18 protein-coding genes are annotated in these 16,493 nt (G+C 51.0%); 15 read left to right on the top strand and 3 right to left on the bottom strand.

Features of this window, described 5'->3' with window-relative positions:
* Positions 1-44: 44 nt before the first annotated feature.
* From ABC395_RS10010 to ABC395_RS10020, 3 genes are read right to left on the bottom strand one after another with little or no spacing between them, the layout of a single operon-like run.
* Complete coding sequence (locus ABC395_RS10010) at positions 45-1,451, bottom strand: nucleoside recognition domain-containing protein (protein ID WP_413002647.1); 1,407 nt, start codon at positions 1,449-1,451, stop codon at positions 45-47.
* Entirely contained in the window at positions 1,429-2,160 is a 732-nt protein-coding gene (locus tag ABC395_RS10015) for a FeoB small GTPase domain-containing protein (RefSeq protein WP_413002648.1), read from the bottom strand. The genes ABC395_RS10010 and ABC395_RS10015 overlap by 23 nt, the downstream gene beginning before the upstream one ends.
* Positions 2,157-2,411: a FeoA family protein gene (locus ABC395_RS10020; RefSeq protein WP_413002650.1), complete on the bottom strand. Its 255-nt coding sequence runs from the start codon at positions 2,409-2,411 to the stop codon at positions 2,157-2,159. The genes ABC395_RS10015 and ABC395_RS10020 overlap by 4 nt, the downstream gene beginning before the upstream one ends.
* 456 nt (positions 2,412-2,867) lie before the next feature.
* Here ABC395_RS10020 and ABC395_RS10025 point away from each other — a divergent pair, with 456 nt between their 5' ends.
* From ABC395_RS10025 to ABC395_RS10095, 15 genes are all read left to right on the top strand, one after another.
* Positions 2,868-3,380: a phosphoesterase gene (locus ABC395_RS10025; protein WP_413002652.1), complete on the top strand. Its 513-nt coding sequence runs from the start codon at positions 2,868-2,870 to the stop codon at positions 3,378-3,380.
* Entirely contained in the window at positions 3,377-3,883 is a 507-nt protein-coding gene (gene coaD / locus ABC395_RS10030) for a pantetheine-phosphate adenylyltransferase (protein WP_413002654.1), read from the top strand. The genes ABC395_RS10025 and coaD overlap by 4 nt, the downstream gene beginning before the upstream one ends.
* Positions 3,884-4,325: 442 nt before the next feature.
* Complete coding sequence (locus ABC395_RS10035) at positions 4,326-5,189, top strand: MurR/RpiR family transcriptional regulator (RefSeq protein ID WP_413002656.1); 864 nt, start codon at positions 4,326-4,328, stop codon at positions 5,187-5,189.
* A gap of 26 nt (positions 5,190-5,215) precedes the next feature.
* Positions 5,216-5,512, top strand: a complete 297-nt coding sequence (locus ABC395_RS10040) for a hypothetical protein (RefSeq protein WP_413002658.1) — start codon at positions 5,216-5,218, stop codon at positions 5,510-5,512.
* A gap of 259 nt (positions 5,513-5,771) precedes the next feature.
* The gene (murQ, locus tag ABC395_RS10045; RefSeq protein WP_413002659.1) at positions 5,772-6,686 is read left to right on the top strand and encodes an N-acetylmuramic acid 6-phosphate etherase; all 915 of its coding nucleotides are present in this window, start codon (positions 5,772-5,774) and stop codon (positions 6,684-6,686) included.
* 32 nt (positions 6,687-6,718) lie between these two features.
* A complete protein-coding gene (locus tag ABC395_RS10050) occupies positions 6,719-8,140 on the top strand; it encodes an ABC transporter substrate-binding protein (RefSeq protein WP_413002661.1) in 1,422 nt (473 codons plus the stop codon).
* A gap of 83 nt (positions 8,141-8,223) precedes the next feature.
* Positions 8,224-9,126 (top strand): carbohydrate ABC transporter permease, encoded by a 903-nt coding sequence (locus tag ABC395_RS10055; RefSeq protein WP_413002663.1) that lies wholly within the window; start codon positions 8,224-8,226, stop codon positions 9,124-9,126.
* An 18-nt stretch (positions 9,127-9,144) separates the two neighbouring features.
* Positions 9,145-10,005, top strand: coding sequence for a carbohydrate ABC transporter permease (locus tag ABC395_RS10060; protein ID WP_413002664.1), 861 nt, complete (start codon positions 9,145-9,147; stop codon positions 10,003-10,005).
* A 290-nt stretch (positions 10,006-10,295) separates the two neighbouring features.
* Positions 10,296-11,264: a GNAT family N-acetyltransferase gene (locus tag ABC395_RS10065; protein WP_413002666.1), complete on the top strand. Its 969-nt coding sequence runs from the start codon at positions 10,296-10,298 to the stop codon at positions 11,262-11,264.
* 385 nt (positions 11,265-11,649) lie between these two features.
* The gene (locus ABC395_RS10070; RefSeq protein WP_413002668.1) at positions 11,650-12,144 is read left to right on the top strand and encodes a hypothetical protein; all 495 of its coding nucleotides are present in this window, start codon (positions 11,650-11,652) and stop codon (positions 12,142-12,144) included.
* On the top strand, positions 12,141-13,910 hold the full coding sequence (locus ABC395_RS10075; RefSeq protein ID WP_413002670.1) for an ATP-binding cassette domain-containing protein: 1,770 nt from the start codon (positions 12,141-12,143) through the stop codon (positions 13,908-13,910). Before ABC395_RS10070 ends, ABC395_RS10075 begins: the two co-directional genes overlap by 4 nt.
* Before the next feature lie 25 nt (positions 13,911-13,935).
* The gene (locus ABC395_RS10080) at positions 13,936-14,391 is read left to right on the top strand and encodes a TlpA family protein disulfide reductase (RefSeq protein WP_413002671.1); all 456 of its coding nucleotides are present in this window, start codon (positions 13,936-13,938) and stop codon (positions 14,389-14,391) included.
* Positions 14,392-14,698: 307 nt separating this feature from the next.
* The gene (locus ABC395_RS10085) at positions 14,699-15,094 is read left to right on the top strand and encodes a hypothetical protein (protein ID WP_413002673.1); all 396 of its coding nucleotides are present in this window, start codon (positions 14,699-14,701) and stop codon (positions 15,092-15,094) included.
* A 45-nt stretch (positions 15,095-15,139) separates the two neighbouring features.
* Positions 15,140-15,673 carry a MauE/DoxX family redox-associated membrane protein gene (locus tag ABC395_RS10090; protein ID WP_413002675.1) on the top strand — a complete coding sequence of 178 codons (534 nt, stop codon included), beginning with the start codon at positions 15,140-15,142 and terminating at the stop codon, positions 15,671-15,673.
* Positions 15,648-16,061 carry a hypothetical protein gene (locus ABC395_RS10095; RefSeq protein ID WP_413002677.1) on the top strand — a complete coding sequence of 138 codons (414 nt, stop codon included), beginning with the start codon at positions 15,648-15,650 and terminating at the stop codon, positions 16,059-16,061. The genes ABC395_RS10090 and ABC395_RS10095 overlap by 26 nt, the downstream gene beginning before the upstream one ends.
* The last annotated feature ends 432 nt before the right edge of the window (positions 16,062-16,493 follow it).

Below are 16,493 nucleotides of genomic sequence, written 5' to 3' on the forward strand. Positions count from 1 at the left end.
AGACTCACACAGAGTCCGTTCCGTTCTCTTTTTTTATAAAAATGTTACACCCATCCGAAAGCACGGGCCGCTTGCGCGGTGGCGAAAGTAACGAGGATGGCGATGGCCAAAGGGATAAGGGCCGAAAGAATGGTCCATTTCGTACTCTTGGTTTCTTTATAAATATTAAACAAGGTCGTGCCGCAAGGGTAGTGAAGCAGCGAAAACAGCATCATATTAAGAGCCGTCAGCCAGGTCCAGCCGTGCTGCAGGAACAGGTCTTTGATATTGTCCATCCCGTCCGCATCTACCATGGCTCCCGAAGACATGTAACCCATGAGCAGGATGGGGAGGACGATTTCATTGGCCGGCAGGCCGAGTATAAACGCCATGACGATATAGCCGTCCAGACCGATCATATGGGCGAACGGATCGAAGAATGCCGCCGTATGGGCAAGAACGCTCGTTCCGTTGATCATAATGTTGCCCAGAATCCAAGTGATGATACCGGCGGGAGCCGCCACGATAACGGCGCGTTTGAGCACCGCCCACGATTTGTCGCGGGAGGCGAGCAGAATCGTTTTCCACATCTGGGGTTTCCGGTAAGGAGGAAGCTCCAGTGTGTAGTGCGTGGGCACACCGCGCAGTGCTGTTTTGGACAGCACCCAGGACACGGTCAAGGTGACCACTATTCCGAACAGCACGAGCCCCATGACGAACAGAGCGGTTCCCAGCGTCTGCCATCCTCCTGCCGCACCTGCCGCCATAAACAGGGACGACAGCAAAATGAGCGTAGGCCAGCGGCCGTTGCACGGGACGAAGTTGTTCGTCAGGATGGCCAGCATTCTTTCGCGCGGGGATTCGATGATCCGCGTGGACAAGATGGCCGCCGCGTTGCAGCCGAAGCCCATCGACATCGTCAGGGCTTGTTTGCCGTGACCGCCCGACTTCTTGAACAGGCGGTCCATATTAAACGCGACCCGGGGCAGATAGCCGAAGTTTTCGAGCAGCGCGAAAATCGGAAAGAAGATGGCCATAGGGGGAAGCATAACCGAGATCACCCAGGCGGTTCCGCGGAAAAAGCCGAGTACAAGGATGCCGTGGAGCCATGCGGGGGCATGGACGGCCTGGAATCCGGCCGTCAGATAGCCTTCGATGACGCCGAAGAAATCCGCGATCCAGCCGGACGGAACGTTGGCCCCGGCAATCGTGATCCAGAAGATCGCGCCGAGCACCGCAAACATAATGGGATAGCCCCACAGCTTGGAAGTCAGTATCTTGTCTAGCTTGTGTGTGCTCGCAAGCTTCTTCCTGTCCTCGTAGCGGACGGCCGCGCCGCAGATCTCGCGGCTCGTTTTATAGATGTCGCTTACAATTTCGTCCCGGATAGAGCTGCCGCTCGTAATCGTTTGTGCCATCGACAGCAGCGAATCGAGCGGATCGGGCCGGTTAGTTGCATGCGGTGTGGCCATAGCCCATTACCCCCTGTCCTTGTGCCTCCGAAGCTTCGCCGAGCCTTTGCTTCAGCGAAGCGAGCAGGTTCTCGTCTCCGTCCAGCAGACGAAGCGCGATCCAGCGGGCCGGAAAGCGGGCGCCCAGCGTCTCACGGACGAAGGGCTCCAATTCCCGCACCTGCCGCTCGATTTCTTCGCTGTATTCGATAGGCGGGGGCTCGGGACGGATGACGCCTTCCGCGACCTTCTCGACGAGATCGAGCAAGGGGCCGATGCCTTTGTTGCTGCGGGCGGAAATAGCGGCAACGGGTACGCCGAGCCTCTCGCGGATGCGGTCCAGATCAATCCGGATGCCGAGCTTCTCGGCTTCATCCATCAGATTGATGCAGACAACCGTACGGCTGGTCATTTCCAGTACCTGCAGCGCGAGATTCAAATTCCGCTCCAGCGAGGTCGCGTCAAGCACGACCAGCGTGACGTCCGGCTGCTCGAAAATAATGTAATCTCTCGCGGCTTCCTCATCCGCCGAATTCGAATACAGGGAATATGTGCCGGGAAGGTCGATGAGCTTGTATGCGATTCCGTTCCGTTCGAATTCGCCTTCCGCGGTCAAGACGGTTTTGCCGGCCCAGTTGCCCGTATGCTGACGAAGTCCCGTCAGCCGGTTAAACAGCGTGCTTTTGCCGGTATTCGGGTTGCCGGCCAGTGCTACGGTATATTTCTTCACAGACTGTCGCCTCCTTCCGGCTCCGCGTAAATGAGCGAGCTTTCTTCTTTCCGCAGCGCGATGGTTGTGTTACTGACGCGGAAAGCGGTAGGATCGCCGAGCGGGCTGCGCTGGATCACTTCCACGCGGTTGCCCGGAACGAATCCGAGATCAAGGAGCCGTCTGCGCATACCTCCCTGTACTTCGATCCGGCTTAACCGGACGGCGCTTCCGACACTGACCTGGTCCAATGACAATTCAGTTAAAGACATAGGGTCCACCTCTTTTTTTCCCTTCGGACAAACTGTTTGCCGAGTGCAAAATTTTATTTATGGAAATCCGCCATCTGTTAACGCTGCTTTATGATGTTAGTATAGGCAAACAGTTTTTGTCTGTCAACAAAAAGTTTCTTGAGGGCAAAACTTTTAGGGGAAGGAATGAATCTTACCTCCGCACGGACGAATGTCCTAATTTGTTAGCCACATTTTATGTAAAAGAAAATAGGGGGGACCTTGTCCGCCCAAAAAAACTTGATTTTATTTTGATGAAAAGAAAGGACCCGGAACGGGCCGTGCTGTTTGGCGGAAAGTATCGGCGTGCCGCGTCTTGGTCTGCCGGCTGGAGGTGAACGTACCGTTCGTGCCTTTTTGCGGCGAAGTTGGTAAACTAACAAGTATAAAGTCCCACTGGAATAACATTCCGGAAATATATGTAAGGAGGAGCGGCGTATGTCTAACGATTTTTTTATTTCCGACCATCATTTCGGGCATAAACTGATTATCGATTTCGAGTCACGGCCTTTTGCGGATGCGGACGAAATGACGGCTGTCATGATTGACAAATGGAACGCCGTCGTCGGCAGCGAAGACAAAGTTTTTCATCTGGGTGATTTCTCGTTTCTGAATCAGGAAAGGACGGGGGAAATCGTCCGCCGGCTGAACGGCTATAAAGTTCTTATCCTCGGCAACCACGACAGAGGCAGATCCCGTTCCTGGTGGCTGGACGCCGGGTTTGATGAAGTGAGCGAATATCCGGTTCTCTACAAAAACTTTTTCCTGCTTTCGCACGAACCGCTTTATATGAACAAACACATGCCATACGTTAATGTGCACGGTCACATCCACGGACAGAAGTATGAAGGCAAGAACTATTTCAACGTGTGCGTGGAGCACTGGGACTATACGCCGCTGAACTTCGAACAGATCCGGGATGCGGTTGTCGTCAGTGAGGAGCAGGCATGATAGCCGTATACGCGGGAAGCTTCGATCCCATTACCCTCGGGCATACGTCGGTCATCGAGAGAGCCACGAACCTGTTCGACGAGCTCCACATTCTGGTCGCCAACAACCGCGCCAAGCAGCACCGTTTTACGATCTTGCAAAGAACCGAGCTGGTCAGGCTTTCCATTCCTCCCGGCAAAAAGATCAAAATTGTCGCTTTCGAAGGCATCGTAGCCGACTATGTCAATGAAACGGGTGCCAGGGCGGTCGTCAGGGGCATCCGCAACGCGACGGATTTCGAGTACGAGCTGCAGCTGGAGCAGTACGTCCGGAACACGACGAAAGCCGATACGGTCTATTTATCGCCGTATACGCCGAACATGCAGACAAGCAGTTCTCTGGTCCGGATGTTCATTGCGACCGGCAAATCCGAGCTGGCCCGGGCTTTCATGGTGGAGGCCGCTTTCGAGCGGATGAACATTTACGAGCAGGAGAATAGTCAGCGCGGGAACGGAAACGGGTAGGCCGGGCCCGTTCCTTCCGTTTCTTTTCCGTTCTTCAACAGCGTATGCCTGCGGAAACGGCTGTGTATGGGCGGTACGTGCCCGGACGTCACGTTTGGGCGTGGCGAAAGACATTGCCCGGCGAAGACTCTGCCGGATTCGGCCCCTTTATTTGAGTTCGGCCGGTATCCGCTTTGGATGACGGGCGTTTCGAAAATGGCTTGCAGCCGTTTCCTGCCGAAGCATTTTGCGGGCTTTTTTTCTATGGGCGAGTGGTATTACTCTTCCGTAAGAGCCGTTTTCTTCTTCTTGCTATTATTTTTCAATTTTAACTATTAATCTTGTATTTTATAATAATTGCGCTTATGATGAAATTATTTTAGAGGTCAACCATGTCCATCGCCGTTCCAGCTTCTCTTCTTACCGGTTCAGCTTCAAGAATTTATAGCGAGTAGGGAAAAATATGGCCATAAATGATAACGTTTTAATTAAAATCCGGCAGATGAAAACGAGCCTCACACCCGTCGAGAAAGCGGTGGGCGAGTACATACTGGAGAACGTGGAGGAAATCCCGCACCTCTCGATCAAAAATCTGGCCCAGCTGACGAGAACCAGCGACGCCTCCGTTCTGCGGTTCTGCAAAACGATGGGATACTCCGGCTACCGGAGCTTCATCGTCAGTATTTCCGCTTCACTCGGCTCCATGCACGAAGAGGAAACGAATCCGTACCGGGATATCCAGCCCGGCGATGACCTGTCCACGATTATCGTGAATATTTCGCGGACCAACGGCCAGTCCATTGAAGATACGCTCCAGGTAATCGACAAGAGCGAAATCGCGCGGGCCGTTGACGTCCTCCGCTCGTGCAGGAGAGTCGCCTTTTTCGGAATCGGGGCGTCCGGTCTGGTCGGAATCGATGCGGAACAGAAATTTTCGCGGATCAACAAGATGTGCCACACCTATACGGACGGGCACAGCATGCTGACGGCGGCAACACTGCTGGAGAAGGGGGATGCGGCCATCTTTATCTCCAATTCGGGAGAAACGGTCGAAGTTCTCGATGCGCTGGAAATCGCCAAAAAGAACGGCGCCTGTCTGATCGCCATCACGAAGTATACGAAAAGCCGGCTCGCGGATCAGGCGAACATCCTGCTTAGCATTTCCACACCGGAAATTACGATCCGCAGCGGCGCGATGGGTTCGCGGATTGCGATGCTCACGGTAGTAGATATTCTTTTCGCCGGTGTGGCAAGTGCGGAATACAAACACGTGAAAAAATATTTAACCAAAACGCACAATATCGTGGCGGGAAAGCAGCGGCGTTAAAATTAAACGGAGAGGTGGGGAATCAAATGTCCGGCACGAAAGCGGATGAAGCGGCCGCCCTGCTCAAGCGGTTTTCCGCGGTGGAGAAAGCGCGGTTTGCCGTCGCGAGTGTAGAAGTATTCGGCAAACCGGTGCCGTTTACCGCAGAGAGCTTGGCGGAATGGGACCCGCAAGAGCTGGAAACCCTTTGCAAGATTCTGGGCGGTATGATTTTGACCAAAGAGTATGCGCCGCGTCTTCATGAGATAATGTTGTCCGGTATGAACGACATGGACCTGCCTTCTGAAGTCGAGTTCGGACTCATAGACGACAACGACCAATGAAGCCGTATCCCGCTCCGCGGTCGCCGTCCTGGCATAAACGGAGGCTATCTTGAATAAGACAAAGGAAGGACCGGGATAAGGTCCTTTTTATTTTGCGCGAAAAGAAAAGGAAAATGCCGCAGGGCAAGGAGAAAAAGAAAATAAAAAAACAATAAAATGTTTCATCATAAAATATTATTTCAAAAACTGTTGACCAAACTGAAATTTCTCGTTAAGATGAAATCAAGAAGTTGAACTAAACAGATGGGGGGAGAAAGCTGTGGATGAGTATTTGGCGAGACTAACGACCGAAGAGATCAACGAGAAGACACAAATGATAGACGAATGTACGACGGAACAGATGCTGCATATGATGAACGAACAGGATGCGACGGTTCCGGCCGCGGTTGCCGCTGAAATACCGCAAATTGTGAAAGCGGTTGATATTTTGCACGGGGTTCTTAAAAACGGCGGCAGAATGTTCTATATCGGAGCGGGATCTTCGGGCAGGCTCGGTGTACTCGACGCATCTGAATGTCCTCCAACTTTCGGTATCGATCCTCTGCGGGTGCAGGGGCATATCGCCGGAGGAGATGGGGCACTACGAATAGCTGTGGAAGGTTTTGAGGACAATAGAGATGAGGGCATCGCCCTGATCGAACGGTGCGGCGTAACGGATAAAGACGCGGTTATCGGAATTACGGCCAGCGGAAGCGCACAATTTGTCATTGCCGGCTTGAACCGGGCAAGGGAAATCGGAGCAGCGACCATCGGTCTTGTGAACAACAAGCATTCCAAACTCGAATCCGTTTGCGACGTATGCATCGCACCGGTTGTCGGGCCGGAAGTCATTATGGGATCGACCCGATTGAAAGCGGGTACGGCACAGAAGCTGGTCCTGAACATGCTTACGACCTGCACGATGGTGAAACTCGGCAAAACCTACAACAATCTGATGGTAGACCTGAAAGCAAGCAACATCAAACTGAAAGACCGCTCCGTACGAATCATAAAAGCGGCCACGGGCGTGGATGACAAGACCGCCGCTGTGGTTTTGGAAAGCGCTTCCATGAGTTGCAAGCTGGCGATCATGATGATCAAAAGCGGCCTGGACGCCGTTTCGGCGCAGCGGGTGCTTGATCAGTGCGAGGGCAGTTTAAAAGCGGCAATACGAACCACGACAAACGTGGTGTAAATTTTCATATCCTTGGGGGAGGCTTGTTATTCATGAAAAGAAAATTGCGTGCAGCAGCATCGGTATTGGTATTAACCATGGCAGTGTCCACACTGGCGGCTTGCGGAGATTCCGGTAAAAAAGAAGGCGGCGCGGCGGGCGATCCGAACGCCAAAGACACCATCACAGCCCTGCTTCCGCCGGTGTCCGCGAGCTACCAGAACAATTTTGCCCAGATGGCAAAAGATTTCAACGCATTGTACCCGAACCTGACGCTGAAAATCGAACCCGCAAGCTGGGAAGACATTACACAGAAGCTGGATACGCAGGTGAATGCGGGCAGCCCTCCCGATATCGCGTTCATGGGATCTGACGGCATTTCGAAGTACATGCAGCAGGAAATGATGATGGACATCAAAGACGTGGCTACCAAAGAAATGGTGGAAGATTTCGATCAGGCTCCGCTTGAGTATATGAAGAAAGGCGACGGCCTTTACGGCTTCCCGGCGTATATGGAAGTTCACGCGATCGGCGGCAACCGCGAATACCTCGAGAAAGCGGGCATCGACTGGAAGAAAGTCCAGAAAGAAGGCTGGACGTTTGACGAGTTCCGCGAAGCGATCAAGAAGGGCGTCGTTTCCGAAGGCGGCAAAACATCCCGTTACGGCTTCGTGTTTGCGACTGCGGGCGTAGCGTCGAAAGATTATCTGAACATCCTGATCAAAAATGCGGGCATGCCTGCACCGTTCAACAAAGATCTGAAATACGCTTACACCAGCAAGAACTATCTGGAAGTGTTAAAAGACATCCGCACGATGATCGATGACGGCTCCATGCCGAAAGAGCTCAGCTCCATCGACGCCGGCAAGCGCTGGAACATGTTCCTGACCGGTCAAACGATGATTACCGGTAAAGGCCTGGCGACTTTCGAGAACTCCGCCAAGAAAAACAACGAGAAGCTGAAAGCCAATGACGGCAGCGCCGTCAAAGGAAGCGTTCCGGTTGAATACACGGTTCTGCCGGTTCCGACCTTCGCCGGACAAAAACAACAGTCCAGTGTAGCGGTTGACGGTTATGTGACTTTCCGCGGATCGAAAGAACCGACGGCCGCGCATAAAGCCAACGTCGTGAAAGCGGCCTACTTCCTTGCAAGCGGTAAAATAGCGGCAACGACGAACAACGACTTGTTTGTCGCTCACATCACGAAGAGCGGCAAGAAAGAAGCCGAAAGCATGACCGTTAACCGTGATGCCGATAACAAAGCGGCGGTTGAAACGATGCTGAAGAACGCGGCTCCTGCCCGTCCGGACATCCCGGCCGACCTGGGCGCGAAAGCGATCAAACTGGAAGAAGAAGTGATCATTCCTAAGCTTCAAGCGCTCATTTCGGGCGAAACGACTCCGGAGAAAATGTACGAAGCGGTTAAATCGGCAGCGGTGCAGGCGTTCGGCGCGGACGGTGTCGTAAAAGAATAGAGGTTACAATCGGATAGCCGTGTGACTAACATGCGGCTATCTGATATGTAGAATGAATTACAGGATGGAGAGGGGTGCGAGAGATGACTCAACCAGCAAAACCGGTTAAAAGACGGAAAATCAGAGGAGACGGCGCCTGGGGCTATGCCTTTATCGCGGTTGCGCTTCTCGTCTATGCGCTGTTTACGGCTTACCCGGTTATTAGTGCCTTTATCATTAGCTTTCAGAAATACAGACCGCTGGGTTCTACCTTTATCGGGTTCGACAACTATACCGCGACCTTTAAAGACCCGCTGTTCTGGAAATCCGTCGTTAATACGATCATCTATACGGTTCTGACGGTACCTGTCGCCCTGTTCCTTTCTTTTGCGGTCGCGATTCTCATTCTTCCGCTGAAGAAAAAACTGCAGACGACGTTTAAAGCGATTTACTATTTGCCTGCCGTAGCTTCCGGCGTTGCCTTGTCGGTCGTATGGCTGTGGATTTTCGACCCGATGCCGTCGGGTATACTGAACAAACTGATCAGCTATATCGGAATCAGCAATCAGAACTGGCTCGGATCAAGCGCTACCGCAATGTTCTCATTGGTTCTCATGGCCTGGCTGTCCAGTCACGGCACAAGCATTATTATTTACTTGGCCGCGCTGCTGGGTATCGATGAGAGCTATTACGAGGCAGCCGAGCTTGACGGAGCGAACTTCTTTAAAAAGCTCTGGTACATCGTTATTCCTTGCTTGAAACCGACTACTTTGTTTCTGCTCGTGACAGGTGTGATCGGCTCGTTCCAGGTTTTCCAGAACGCGTATCTCATGACGGGAGGCGGTCCGGACAATGCGACGACGATGGTCGGCCTGCTCGTGTTCAACAACGCGTTCAAATACTTCGACTTCGGCAAAGCGGCCGCGCAGTCTCTGATTTTGGCCTTTATTATAGCGGGGATCTCACTGGTTCAGTTCAAATTCCTCGGCAAAGAAGTGGAATATTGAGGAAAGGGGGGGCGAGCTATGGCGCTCTATAACAATCACGCAGGAAATCGCACAGCCAGATACAGCCGGAATGCGGTCATTATCGTAATCCTTACCCTGTTTGCGCTGGCTACGATTTTCCCGATTTACTTTATGCTTATTTCTTCTTTCGGAGATCCGATCGAGGCTGGTGCGGTGAGCTATTCCCTGCTTCCTACCAAATTTACTCTGGCATCTTACAAGTTTTTCTTCGATTATAGCGAGTATTCCATCCGCTGGCTGCTCAACTCTCTGATCGTAGCCACGACCGTGATGGTGTCCAATGTGATTTTCGCCAGTATGGCCGGTTACGCGTTCTCGAAAATCAAATTCAAGGGCAGAGCGATGCTCTTTACCATCCTTTTGATCGCGATGATGATTCCGTATCAGGTTACACAAGTTCCGCTTTATATCCTGATCGTAAACATCTTTCATATTCAGAATACGTACAGTGCGCTTATTCTGCCGGGCCTGGTAACCGTGTATAACATCTTCCTTGCCAAGCAGTTCATGAGCAGCATTCCGACCGAGATTATCGAAAGCGCCAAGATTGAAGGCTGCAATCAGTTCCAGATTTATTTCCGGGTCATTCTTCCGTTGTCCAAAACGGTATTGGCCGTCATGGCGATCCTGACGTTTATGGACAGCTGGAACACCTTCTTCTGGCCGTTCCTCGTAACCAATACGATGGATATGCAGACCATTCAGGTCGGCCTTAAAAACTTCCGGTTTGCGAACACGACTTATTTCGCGCCGATGATGGCAGGTGCCACTATCTCCGCCCTGCCGATGTTCGTTCTCTTCTTCAGCCTCCAAAGATACTTCCTTGAAGGGGTCACCGTAGGTGCGGTGAAGGGGTAATACGGACACGCTTATCCTGCTATTTCCGTTCTTTTTGTGACGGAGCAGGGATGGCGGAACCGCAGCGTACTCAAACAAGACGGGCTTTTATTCCGAAAAGCGGGCCCGCACGAAGGCATCCGGACATTTTCCGATGCCCGTGCGGGAGCTTTGTCCGAGAATCTCGGCGGATTACGGAAGCCCGTTTTTTTATAGGCACAGGCAGGGAATCGGGATGTTTTAAAGCCGGATAGGCTTACAGCGGGCGGACATTACAGGTCTATGAGGTAAAAGGGAGAGGGAGTGTCAAGATGATCGAATCATGGAATCAATCCTTTACGGATGAGGTAATCCGGCTGTGGAACACGGAGGCCGTTAAGGACGGCTACAAAGAAATGACGGGCCGGAGCTTTAACGGGATTTTCCTGTCCAGTCCTTATTTTGACGAGGAGAATACGTTCGTTATGCGGGAGGCGGATGGAACAATCGTCGGTTTCGCCTGCGGCTGCACGGGCGACGACCTTCCTTTAGGCGATGCCGCGGGTTATATCACCTGCATCGTGCTCTCGGCGGACCGTCAGACCGATGCGAATTACCGTCTGCTGCTGGAAGCTCTGGAAAGGCGGTTCCGGCAGCTCGGCAAAAAGCAGGCGGATGTTCTTTTCTTCAATCCGATGATGCTGCCGTGGTATATCCCGGATACGCCGGGACATGAACACAACAATGCTCCGGGAGTTCCGGCGGGCAGCCGCCTGCATGAATTTCTGCTCGGCGAAGGCTATGCCGAGCGGGCCAGAGAATGCGCCATGTACTTGAACCTGGCGGCATTCTCCATCCCGGACGAAATCCGGGCCAAGGAAGCGCGGGCCGCTGCCGGAGGCTACTCCGCCGGGCTGTTCGACCCTGCCCGGCATAAGGGCATAGAAGCCATGCTGCAGGGCTTCGACAACCCGCTGTGGCAGAAGGAAATTGCCGCAAGCACGGCAAACGGCGTGCCTGTCGTTATCGCGGCCCGCCAGGGACAAGCGGTCGGCTTCGCCGGTCCCGTTATCCGGCAGGAAAACGGCCGCGGCTATTTTGCCGGCATCGGCGTTCATCCGGAGCATGAAGGGCACGGGCTGGGCAGCCTGCTTTTCTTCAGGCTGTGCGAAGCGTTCAAGGATATAGGAACGGATTACATGTCCCTGTATACCGGCAGCACGAACCCGGCCATCCGCATATACGAGAAGGCCGGATTTACGACGGTAAAGCAATTCGCCGTCATGCGCAAAGCATTGTAGGGCGCTAACGCGCTCTGCGGAATCCCTTAGGGGCCGTCTTATGCTTTGATAAAAAAATAGGATTTGAACCGATGGCAAGAGGCATCCTTATAGAAGGATGTCTTTTTTTGTATACTGCGTAGTTGATGAAAGTGTTAATGAATCGGAAGAAACATCCTTAGCGCTAAGATAATCGCTTCTTCTGAATGAATTATTTAGATGTATATCCTAAATATTAGAATATTTATATGTATTAGGTATAAAAGTCATTAAAGTACCAAAAAAAGTAATGAAAACCTACTTAAAGTTAAAATGGATAAAAGATAAGATATAAGCAAGGAAATCAAATAAAGGAAAGCGCTTCACCAAAAGAATTACACAGTCCATTCTACCGGGAGGGAATAAAGTGCATTCGGTACAAGAGGAAAAAGATCATAGAAGATTTTTAAAACAAACAATCGAGCATTACAAGCTGGGGAAATTTTTCCCCGAAGAACTTATCCTTTTTGCCAAATCGGATCCGGTATCCTTTGAATGGATGAGGCATACCGAACACGGAACGATCGTATTCCTGATGAGTGCCGCATGTTCCGCCTGCAACATGGACTTCGCGACTTCCTTTATGAGCCGTCACCCCGGCTTTAACTATTGCATCCTTTTCGAAGGAAGCCCGGAGTCAGTGGAAGACCTGCGTGAAGAACTCACCCCTGAGGTACGGCTTCATCGGTGCGAAACGGTAAAACTGCACAGCCAGCTTATGGTAAACGCGGTTCCGTATGCGATTGTGCTCAACAAAGTCGGACAGGCGGTCGGAGCGGGAGTTTTTGACAAGATAGACAGTTTGAACCGTGCCGCTGCTCCCTTGATACGCGTCTACCGCAATCAGCAGTTGAACGAATGAGATCGCTCGCAACTACAATCCGTACGACATGGAATGCTTTTTCTAGAGTATACGCGTTTAACAAAATCATAGTTCTCTTCTCCTTATTCGCTTACGTCTTCTCCGCCGTTCAATCGAATGTAAGCGTTTATCTCAGCAAGTTAATCGTGGATCAGCTGACGATTAAAAACTTCTATCTGCTGATGGGCGGCATTGCACTTTTAATCCTGCTTCAACTTCTCCGGGCGGCTTTGGATGCGTACGCACAGCTGAAAAGCCGTAAGATGAGCCTGATGTTTGCCATCCAGTCCGAAGGCAAGCTCATCGATCTTGTAGAGAAGACGGAACTGATCGAGAAAGAGCACCCGCGTTTCAAGGGAGATTTTTCTTACTGGTCTTACAGCAACAACAAATATTACGATACATACTTGATTGCAATCAGTCTGGTCAAACAGCTCATTCTCGCCGTACTCAGCCTGTTCTTTCTTCTTCACTCTTATTGGCTTTTGGGTATTCTCGCTCTTCTGGTCGGCACGTGGAGAGGCGTTTACGATCTGATGGCCGTACGCCGGCGGGTTGAGATTAATGAGCAGTTGATGAGGAATACACGAAGCCATCATTATTATTACGACCTACTCACAATTTCGGAGACTCAGAAAGAAATGATGCTATTCCGGTTGTTTCCGTACTTTCGAAAACGCTGGCTGGACAAGAAAGCGGAGTCCGCGGATCTGGAAATTAAGCTCGAGAAAATCAATCATCAACGAACTTTTCGCGGGGAGCTTGTCTCCATCTTGAACACCGGATTAGTCACCGCCATAACAGCTTACCTAATTTATACAGGCACCTTGAGCATCGGTGATTATGTGGCCATAACGATGGCGCTCGGCATGACGGAAAGCAATATCAGCTCATTGTTCACTTCATATTCGCAATTAAAAGAATACTGCACGCATATCGAGAAGTTGAACCTGATCGAAGAGCAAAACGAGGTAGCCGTCAGTGCCGAGAAAAACGTCCGAAGCAAGCCGTTTGTATTCGATAAGGAAATCCGGATTCAAGACTTATCCTTCCAATATCCGAATCAAGACCGTCCTGCTCTAAACGGAATCAGCGCTGAAATCAAGAAAGGGGAAGTCGTCGCCATTCTGGGCGAGAACGGTTCCGGCAAATCGACGCTCATTAAGCTGCTTCTCGGGCTGTATCAGACGGAAAAGGACTCGATCTTTTACGACGGTGTCAGCTTGAAGAACATGGACCGCCTTCATATGTGGCAGAAAAGCAGCGCCGTATTTCAGGACTTTATCCGGTACATGACGGACGTAAGAGAAAATGTGGCTGCGGGCAATATAGGTGAAATCGAAGATTCGGAGAAACTCGAACGAATGCTTGCCAGAGTAGGTCTGGCTGATGCCTTCAAAAACGGGCTGGACAGCCGCTTGGGATTTCTGGATGACGATGCCGTCAACCTGTCGGGAGGACAGTGGCAGAGACTCGCTTTATCCCGCGTTTTCGTCCGGGATGACGATGACCTTGTCGTGTTCGATGAACCGACCGCCGCTTTGGACCCGCTTAGCGAAGTGCGCTTGATGAACGAGCTTCTGAGCCATTTTAAAGGAAAAACCGTTCTCCTCATTTCCCATCGGGTCGGAGTCGCGCGAAATGCGGACCGCATTATCGTGATGGAACGCGGACGAATTGCCGAGACGGGTAATCACAGGGAATTGCTGGAACGTCAAGGTCTGTACAGCGAGATATGGAATCAGCAGAAACAGTGGTATGTGTAACGAACTTACAAGGAGGGAAATACTCATGACGTCATCTGTCCCATCATCCCGCTTATCGGATACGGGCCTGCCTCTAGGCTCATCGCTGCCTGAACTTCCGGACTATTTGAAGGAAAGTATAGGGGCGGCCTGGAACCAAACGGGCACCATCCGGGTCCTGTTGTTCGCCTCTGTTTATTGCACCCATTGCATAGATCTGCTGCCGCATCTCCAAAAGATCGCGGAAACTTACCCGACGTTTTCTATCCGTCTGTTTACTACCGGTGACGAAGAGGATCATCGGAGTATGAGGGAGTTTTTCGGCTGGGACTTTCCGGTAAGCACGATGGATCAGAGCGATATGGAGGCTTATTTCGAAGTTACCGCCTTGCCTTTTATGCTACTTGTGGACGAGTCGGACTTAGTTGCGGCGAAAGGTGTTGTTTACAACGCCGATGATTTTAAACAGATCGTGCAATTCAACCGAATCGCGTCTTCCTAAAACCGGTATCACGGTGCTTGCGCCTGACGATACAACTTTCTAATTGAAAGGAGGTGAATAAGATGGCTTGTGAATGTCCGCAAGGAACAGTTTTGAGTGAGTCAAGAGCCTGCCTGATCGGCAACTGCACATCCAACGGTACTTCATACCCTAAAATTTTGACTTCCACTAAAACTGTTGCCTGTAATGATGCTGCCAACAGAGTAATCGTTTGCACTTTCAACGCCGGCTGCTGCTACTAAGCACTACAAAGGAGAAGGGCGATAGTCCCTTCTCTTTTATTCCATTTTCAAAGGGGTGTCTTGTATTGAACGCTCAATTGCTCGTCTGCGATCAGATTACGAATAATGCCTCGCTGGGAGGCCATGCTTTAGGCACCGTGTTGAATCAGGTATCGATTCCGGCGCTGCCGTATGTGGTAGAACTGCATGTCCTGATCAAATTGTTTGATCTGCCGCGTCATGAATTTGTCGATACCGCTTTGATCATTACAAACTCTTCGGGCGAAATTATTGACCGTACACCGGCTACCGTTCTGCGTAATTACAGAGCCGAGGATCAAGTTCCCGGTGTTGATCAGGATTTATCACTGAATTTGATCGTGACGGACCCGGGCATTATTTATATCCGGTGTATGGTAAACGGAGAAGAAGCGGCCTGGTACCCGTTAACGATTCGTCTGCAAGAATGCAAAGTCTCTTGACTATTTAGTTCGGCCAAGGGACAACGAGAAAAGAGTGATGGTTTTATGATTCAGTGGGTTGGCTATATTCTGGATATGACTATGTCGGTTCTTTTTTTTCTGCCGTTTTACATAAAAGCCATGAGATTTCGCAATTTTCGGATCGAATTGTATTCCTATGGCAGCCTGCCCCGCCCTCTCGTTCCGGCAGCGGCTTTTGCCGTACTTTCTTTAGAATGCGCCTTGTTTATTACGTTTGCCTGCGGGCTGTTCGAAGGTTGGAAGGAGCCTGCCGCCATCATTCTGCTGGGGGCGTTCGCCTACTTTTCATGGCGGAAAACAAAACTCACGGGTGTCGACGCTTGCGCCTGTTACGGAGATATCGCGTTTCTGAATCGTTCTCCCGTGTACCGCAACGCCATTCTTATAAGTTTGTTGGCAGTGGATATGCTGCTGCCCGCTCCCGAGCAGGATAGAGACGCCATGATCAACTCGCTTCTTTTCGTAATGGCTTTGTCGATATCGATCGGACTCATTCAATCTGAGTGGACCGATAGGAAGAGGAGGAAGCGCAGTGGGCAATCTTCTGTTCCTAGGTAATCTGGTGTGGTTTCTTGTTGGCATCCTGTTTTTGTTTCTTCACAAGCGTAAAAAGCATAAAGAAGTAACTGCAAGGATCGAAGAGATCAAACGACTTTCTAGAACACAAGGAGAGGGGATGAGGATTTTATTCATGGATTACAAAGACCCTGCGTTTAAAAAGATTGACTCCCTGCTTTCGGCGAGTGCTGACGTTCCGGGAACTATCGTAGTGATCCATGCCCCTTCCTGGTTGATCGCCGCAAGAGAAAAGAAATGGGCAGCGCATGAGGTGATAGATGGCAGCAGGATACCTTCCTCCAACAGAAGCGGGATGATTGTGACCCGCGGCGACGGATACGATATTTACGACGAAGCGGCAGCATACCTGGCGTACGTATCCTCATAGGCAGTAATGGTGAAACAAATAATTTATACGAGACTCCCGCAGTTACCTTCTCGGTGAGCAGACAAAAGCACGCAAATTTCCTCAATGGAGGAAGGAGCGTGCTTTTTTGTCCGGCATATACAAAAAGTCGGGCCATTTGATTTCCTCATTTGCCAAATCTTTAGCGGAAGCTCCCGGATTTTCGAGTCCTGCTAAAAATGTATAATTGATAATGATAACCATTATCAATTATAATAAACGGACAAATAAACCAGCATTTGTTCCAGGGGGTGATAAATCGATGCGGGTAGACGACCACTTATTTTTTTGGAATCAGACTTCCGTTAAAATTTTAGACGTCCGCTTTATAGCGTCGGTTGCGGCGGGGGAGATCTCCTCGTTGATTTTGCCGGCCAGTTGTTTCATGTACACGATAAGCGGAACAGGGTATGT

Source organism: Paenibacillus canaveralius (assembly GCF_047238265.1).
In the GTDB taxonomy this organism is placed as follows: Bacteria; Bacillota; Bacilli; order Paenibacillales; family NBRC-103111; genus Paenibacillus_F.

Bases quoted from the DNA above. Each gene is read 5' to 3' on its own strand.
- ABC395_RS10055 (WP_413002663.1), top strand. From the start codon at position 8,224: ATGACTCAACCAGCAAAACCGGTTAAAAGACGGAAAATCAGAGGAGAC.
- ABC395_RS10010 (WP_413002647.1), bottom strand. From the start codon at position 1,451: ATGGCCACACCGCATGCAACTAACCGGCCCGATCCGCTCGATTCGCTG.
- ABC395_RS10025 (WP_413002652.1), top strand. From the start codon at position 2,868: ATGTCTAACGATTTTTTTATTTCCGACCATCATTTCGGGCATAAACTG.
- ABC395_RS10050 (WP_413002661.1), top strand. From the start codon at position 6,719: ATGAAAAGAAAATTGCGTGCAGCAGCATCGGTATTGGTATTAACCATG.
- ABC395_RS10090 (WP_413002675.1), top strand. From the start codon at position 15,140: ATGATTCAGTGGGTTGGCTATATTCTGGATATGACTATGTCGGTTCTT.
- ABC395_RS10080 (WP_413002671.1), top strand. From the start codon at position 13,936: ATGACGTCATCTGTCCCATCATCCCGCTTATCGGATACGGGCCTGCCT.
- ABC395_RS10075 (WP_413002670.1), top strand. From the start codon at position 12,141: ATGAGATCGCTCGCAACTACAATCCGTACGACATGGAATGCTTTTTCT.
- ABC395_RS10060 (WP_413002664.1), top strand. From the start codon at position 9,145: ATGGCGCTCTATAACAATCACGCAGGAAATCGCACAGCCAGATACAGC.
- ABC395_RS10040 (WP_413002658.1), top strand. From the start codon at position 5,216: ATGTCCGGCACGAAAGCGGATGAAGCGGCCGCCCTGCTCAAGCGGTTT.
- ABC395_RS10065 (WP_413002666.1), top strand. From the start codon at position 10,296: ATGATCGAATCATGGAATCAATCCTTTACGGATGAGGTAATCCGGCTG.
- ABC395_RS10020 (WP_413002650.1), bottom strand. From the start codon at position 2,411: ATGTCTTTAACTGAATTGTCATTGGACCAGGTCAGTGTCGGAAGCGCC.
- ABC395_RS10035 (WP_413002656.1), top strand. From the start codon at position 4,326: ATGGCCATAAATGATAACGTTTTAATTAAAATCCGGCAGATGAAAACG.
- coaD (WP_413002654.1), top strand. From the start codon at position 3,377: ATGATAGCCGTATACGCGGGAAGCTTCGATCCCATTACCCTCGGGCAT.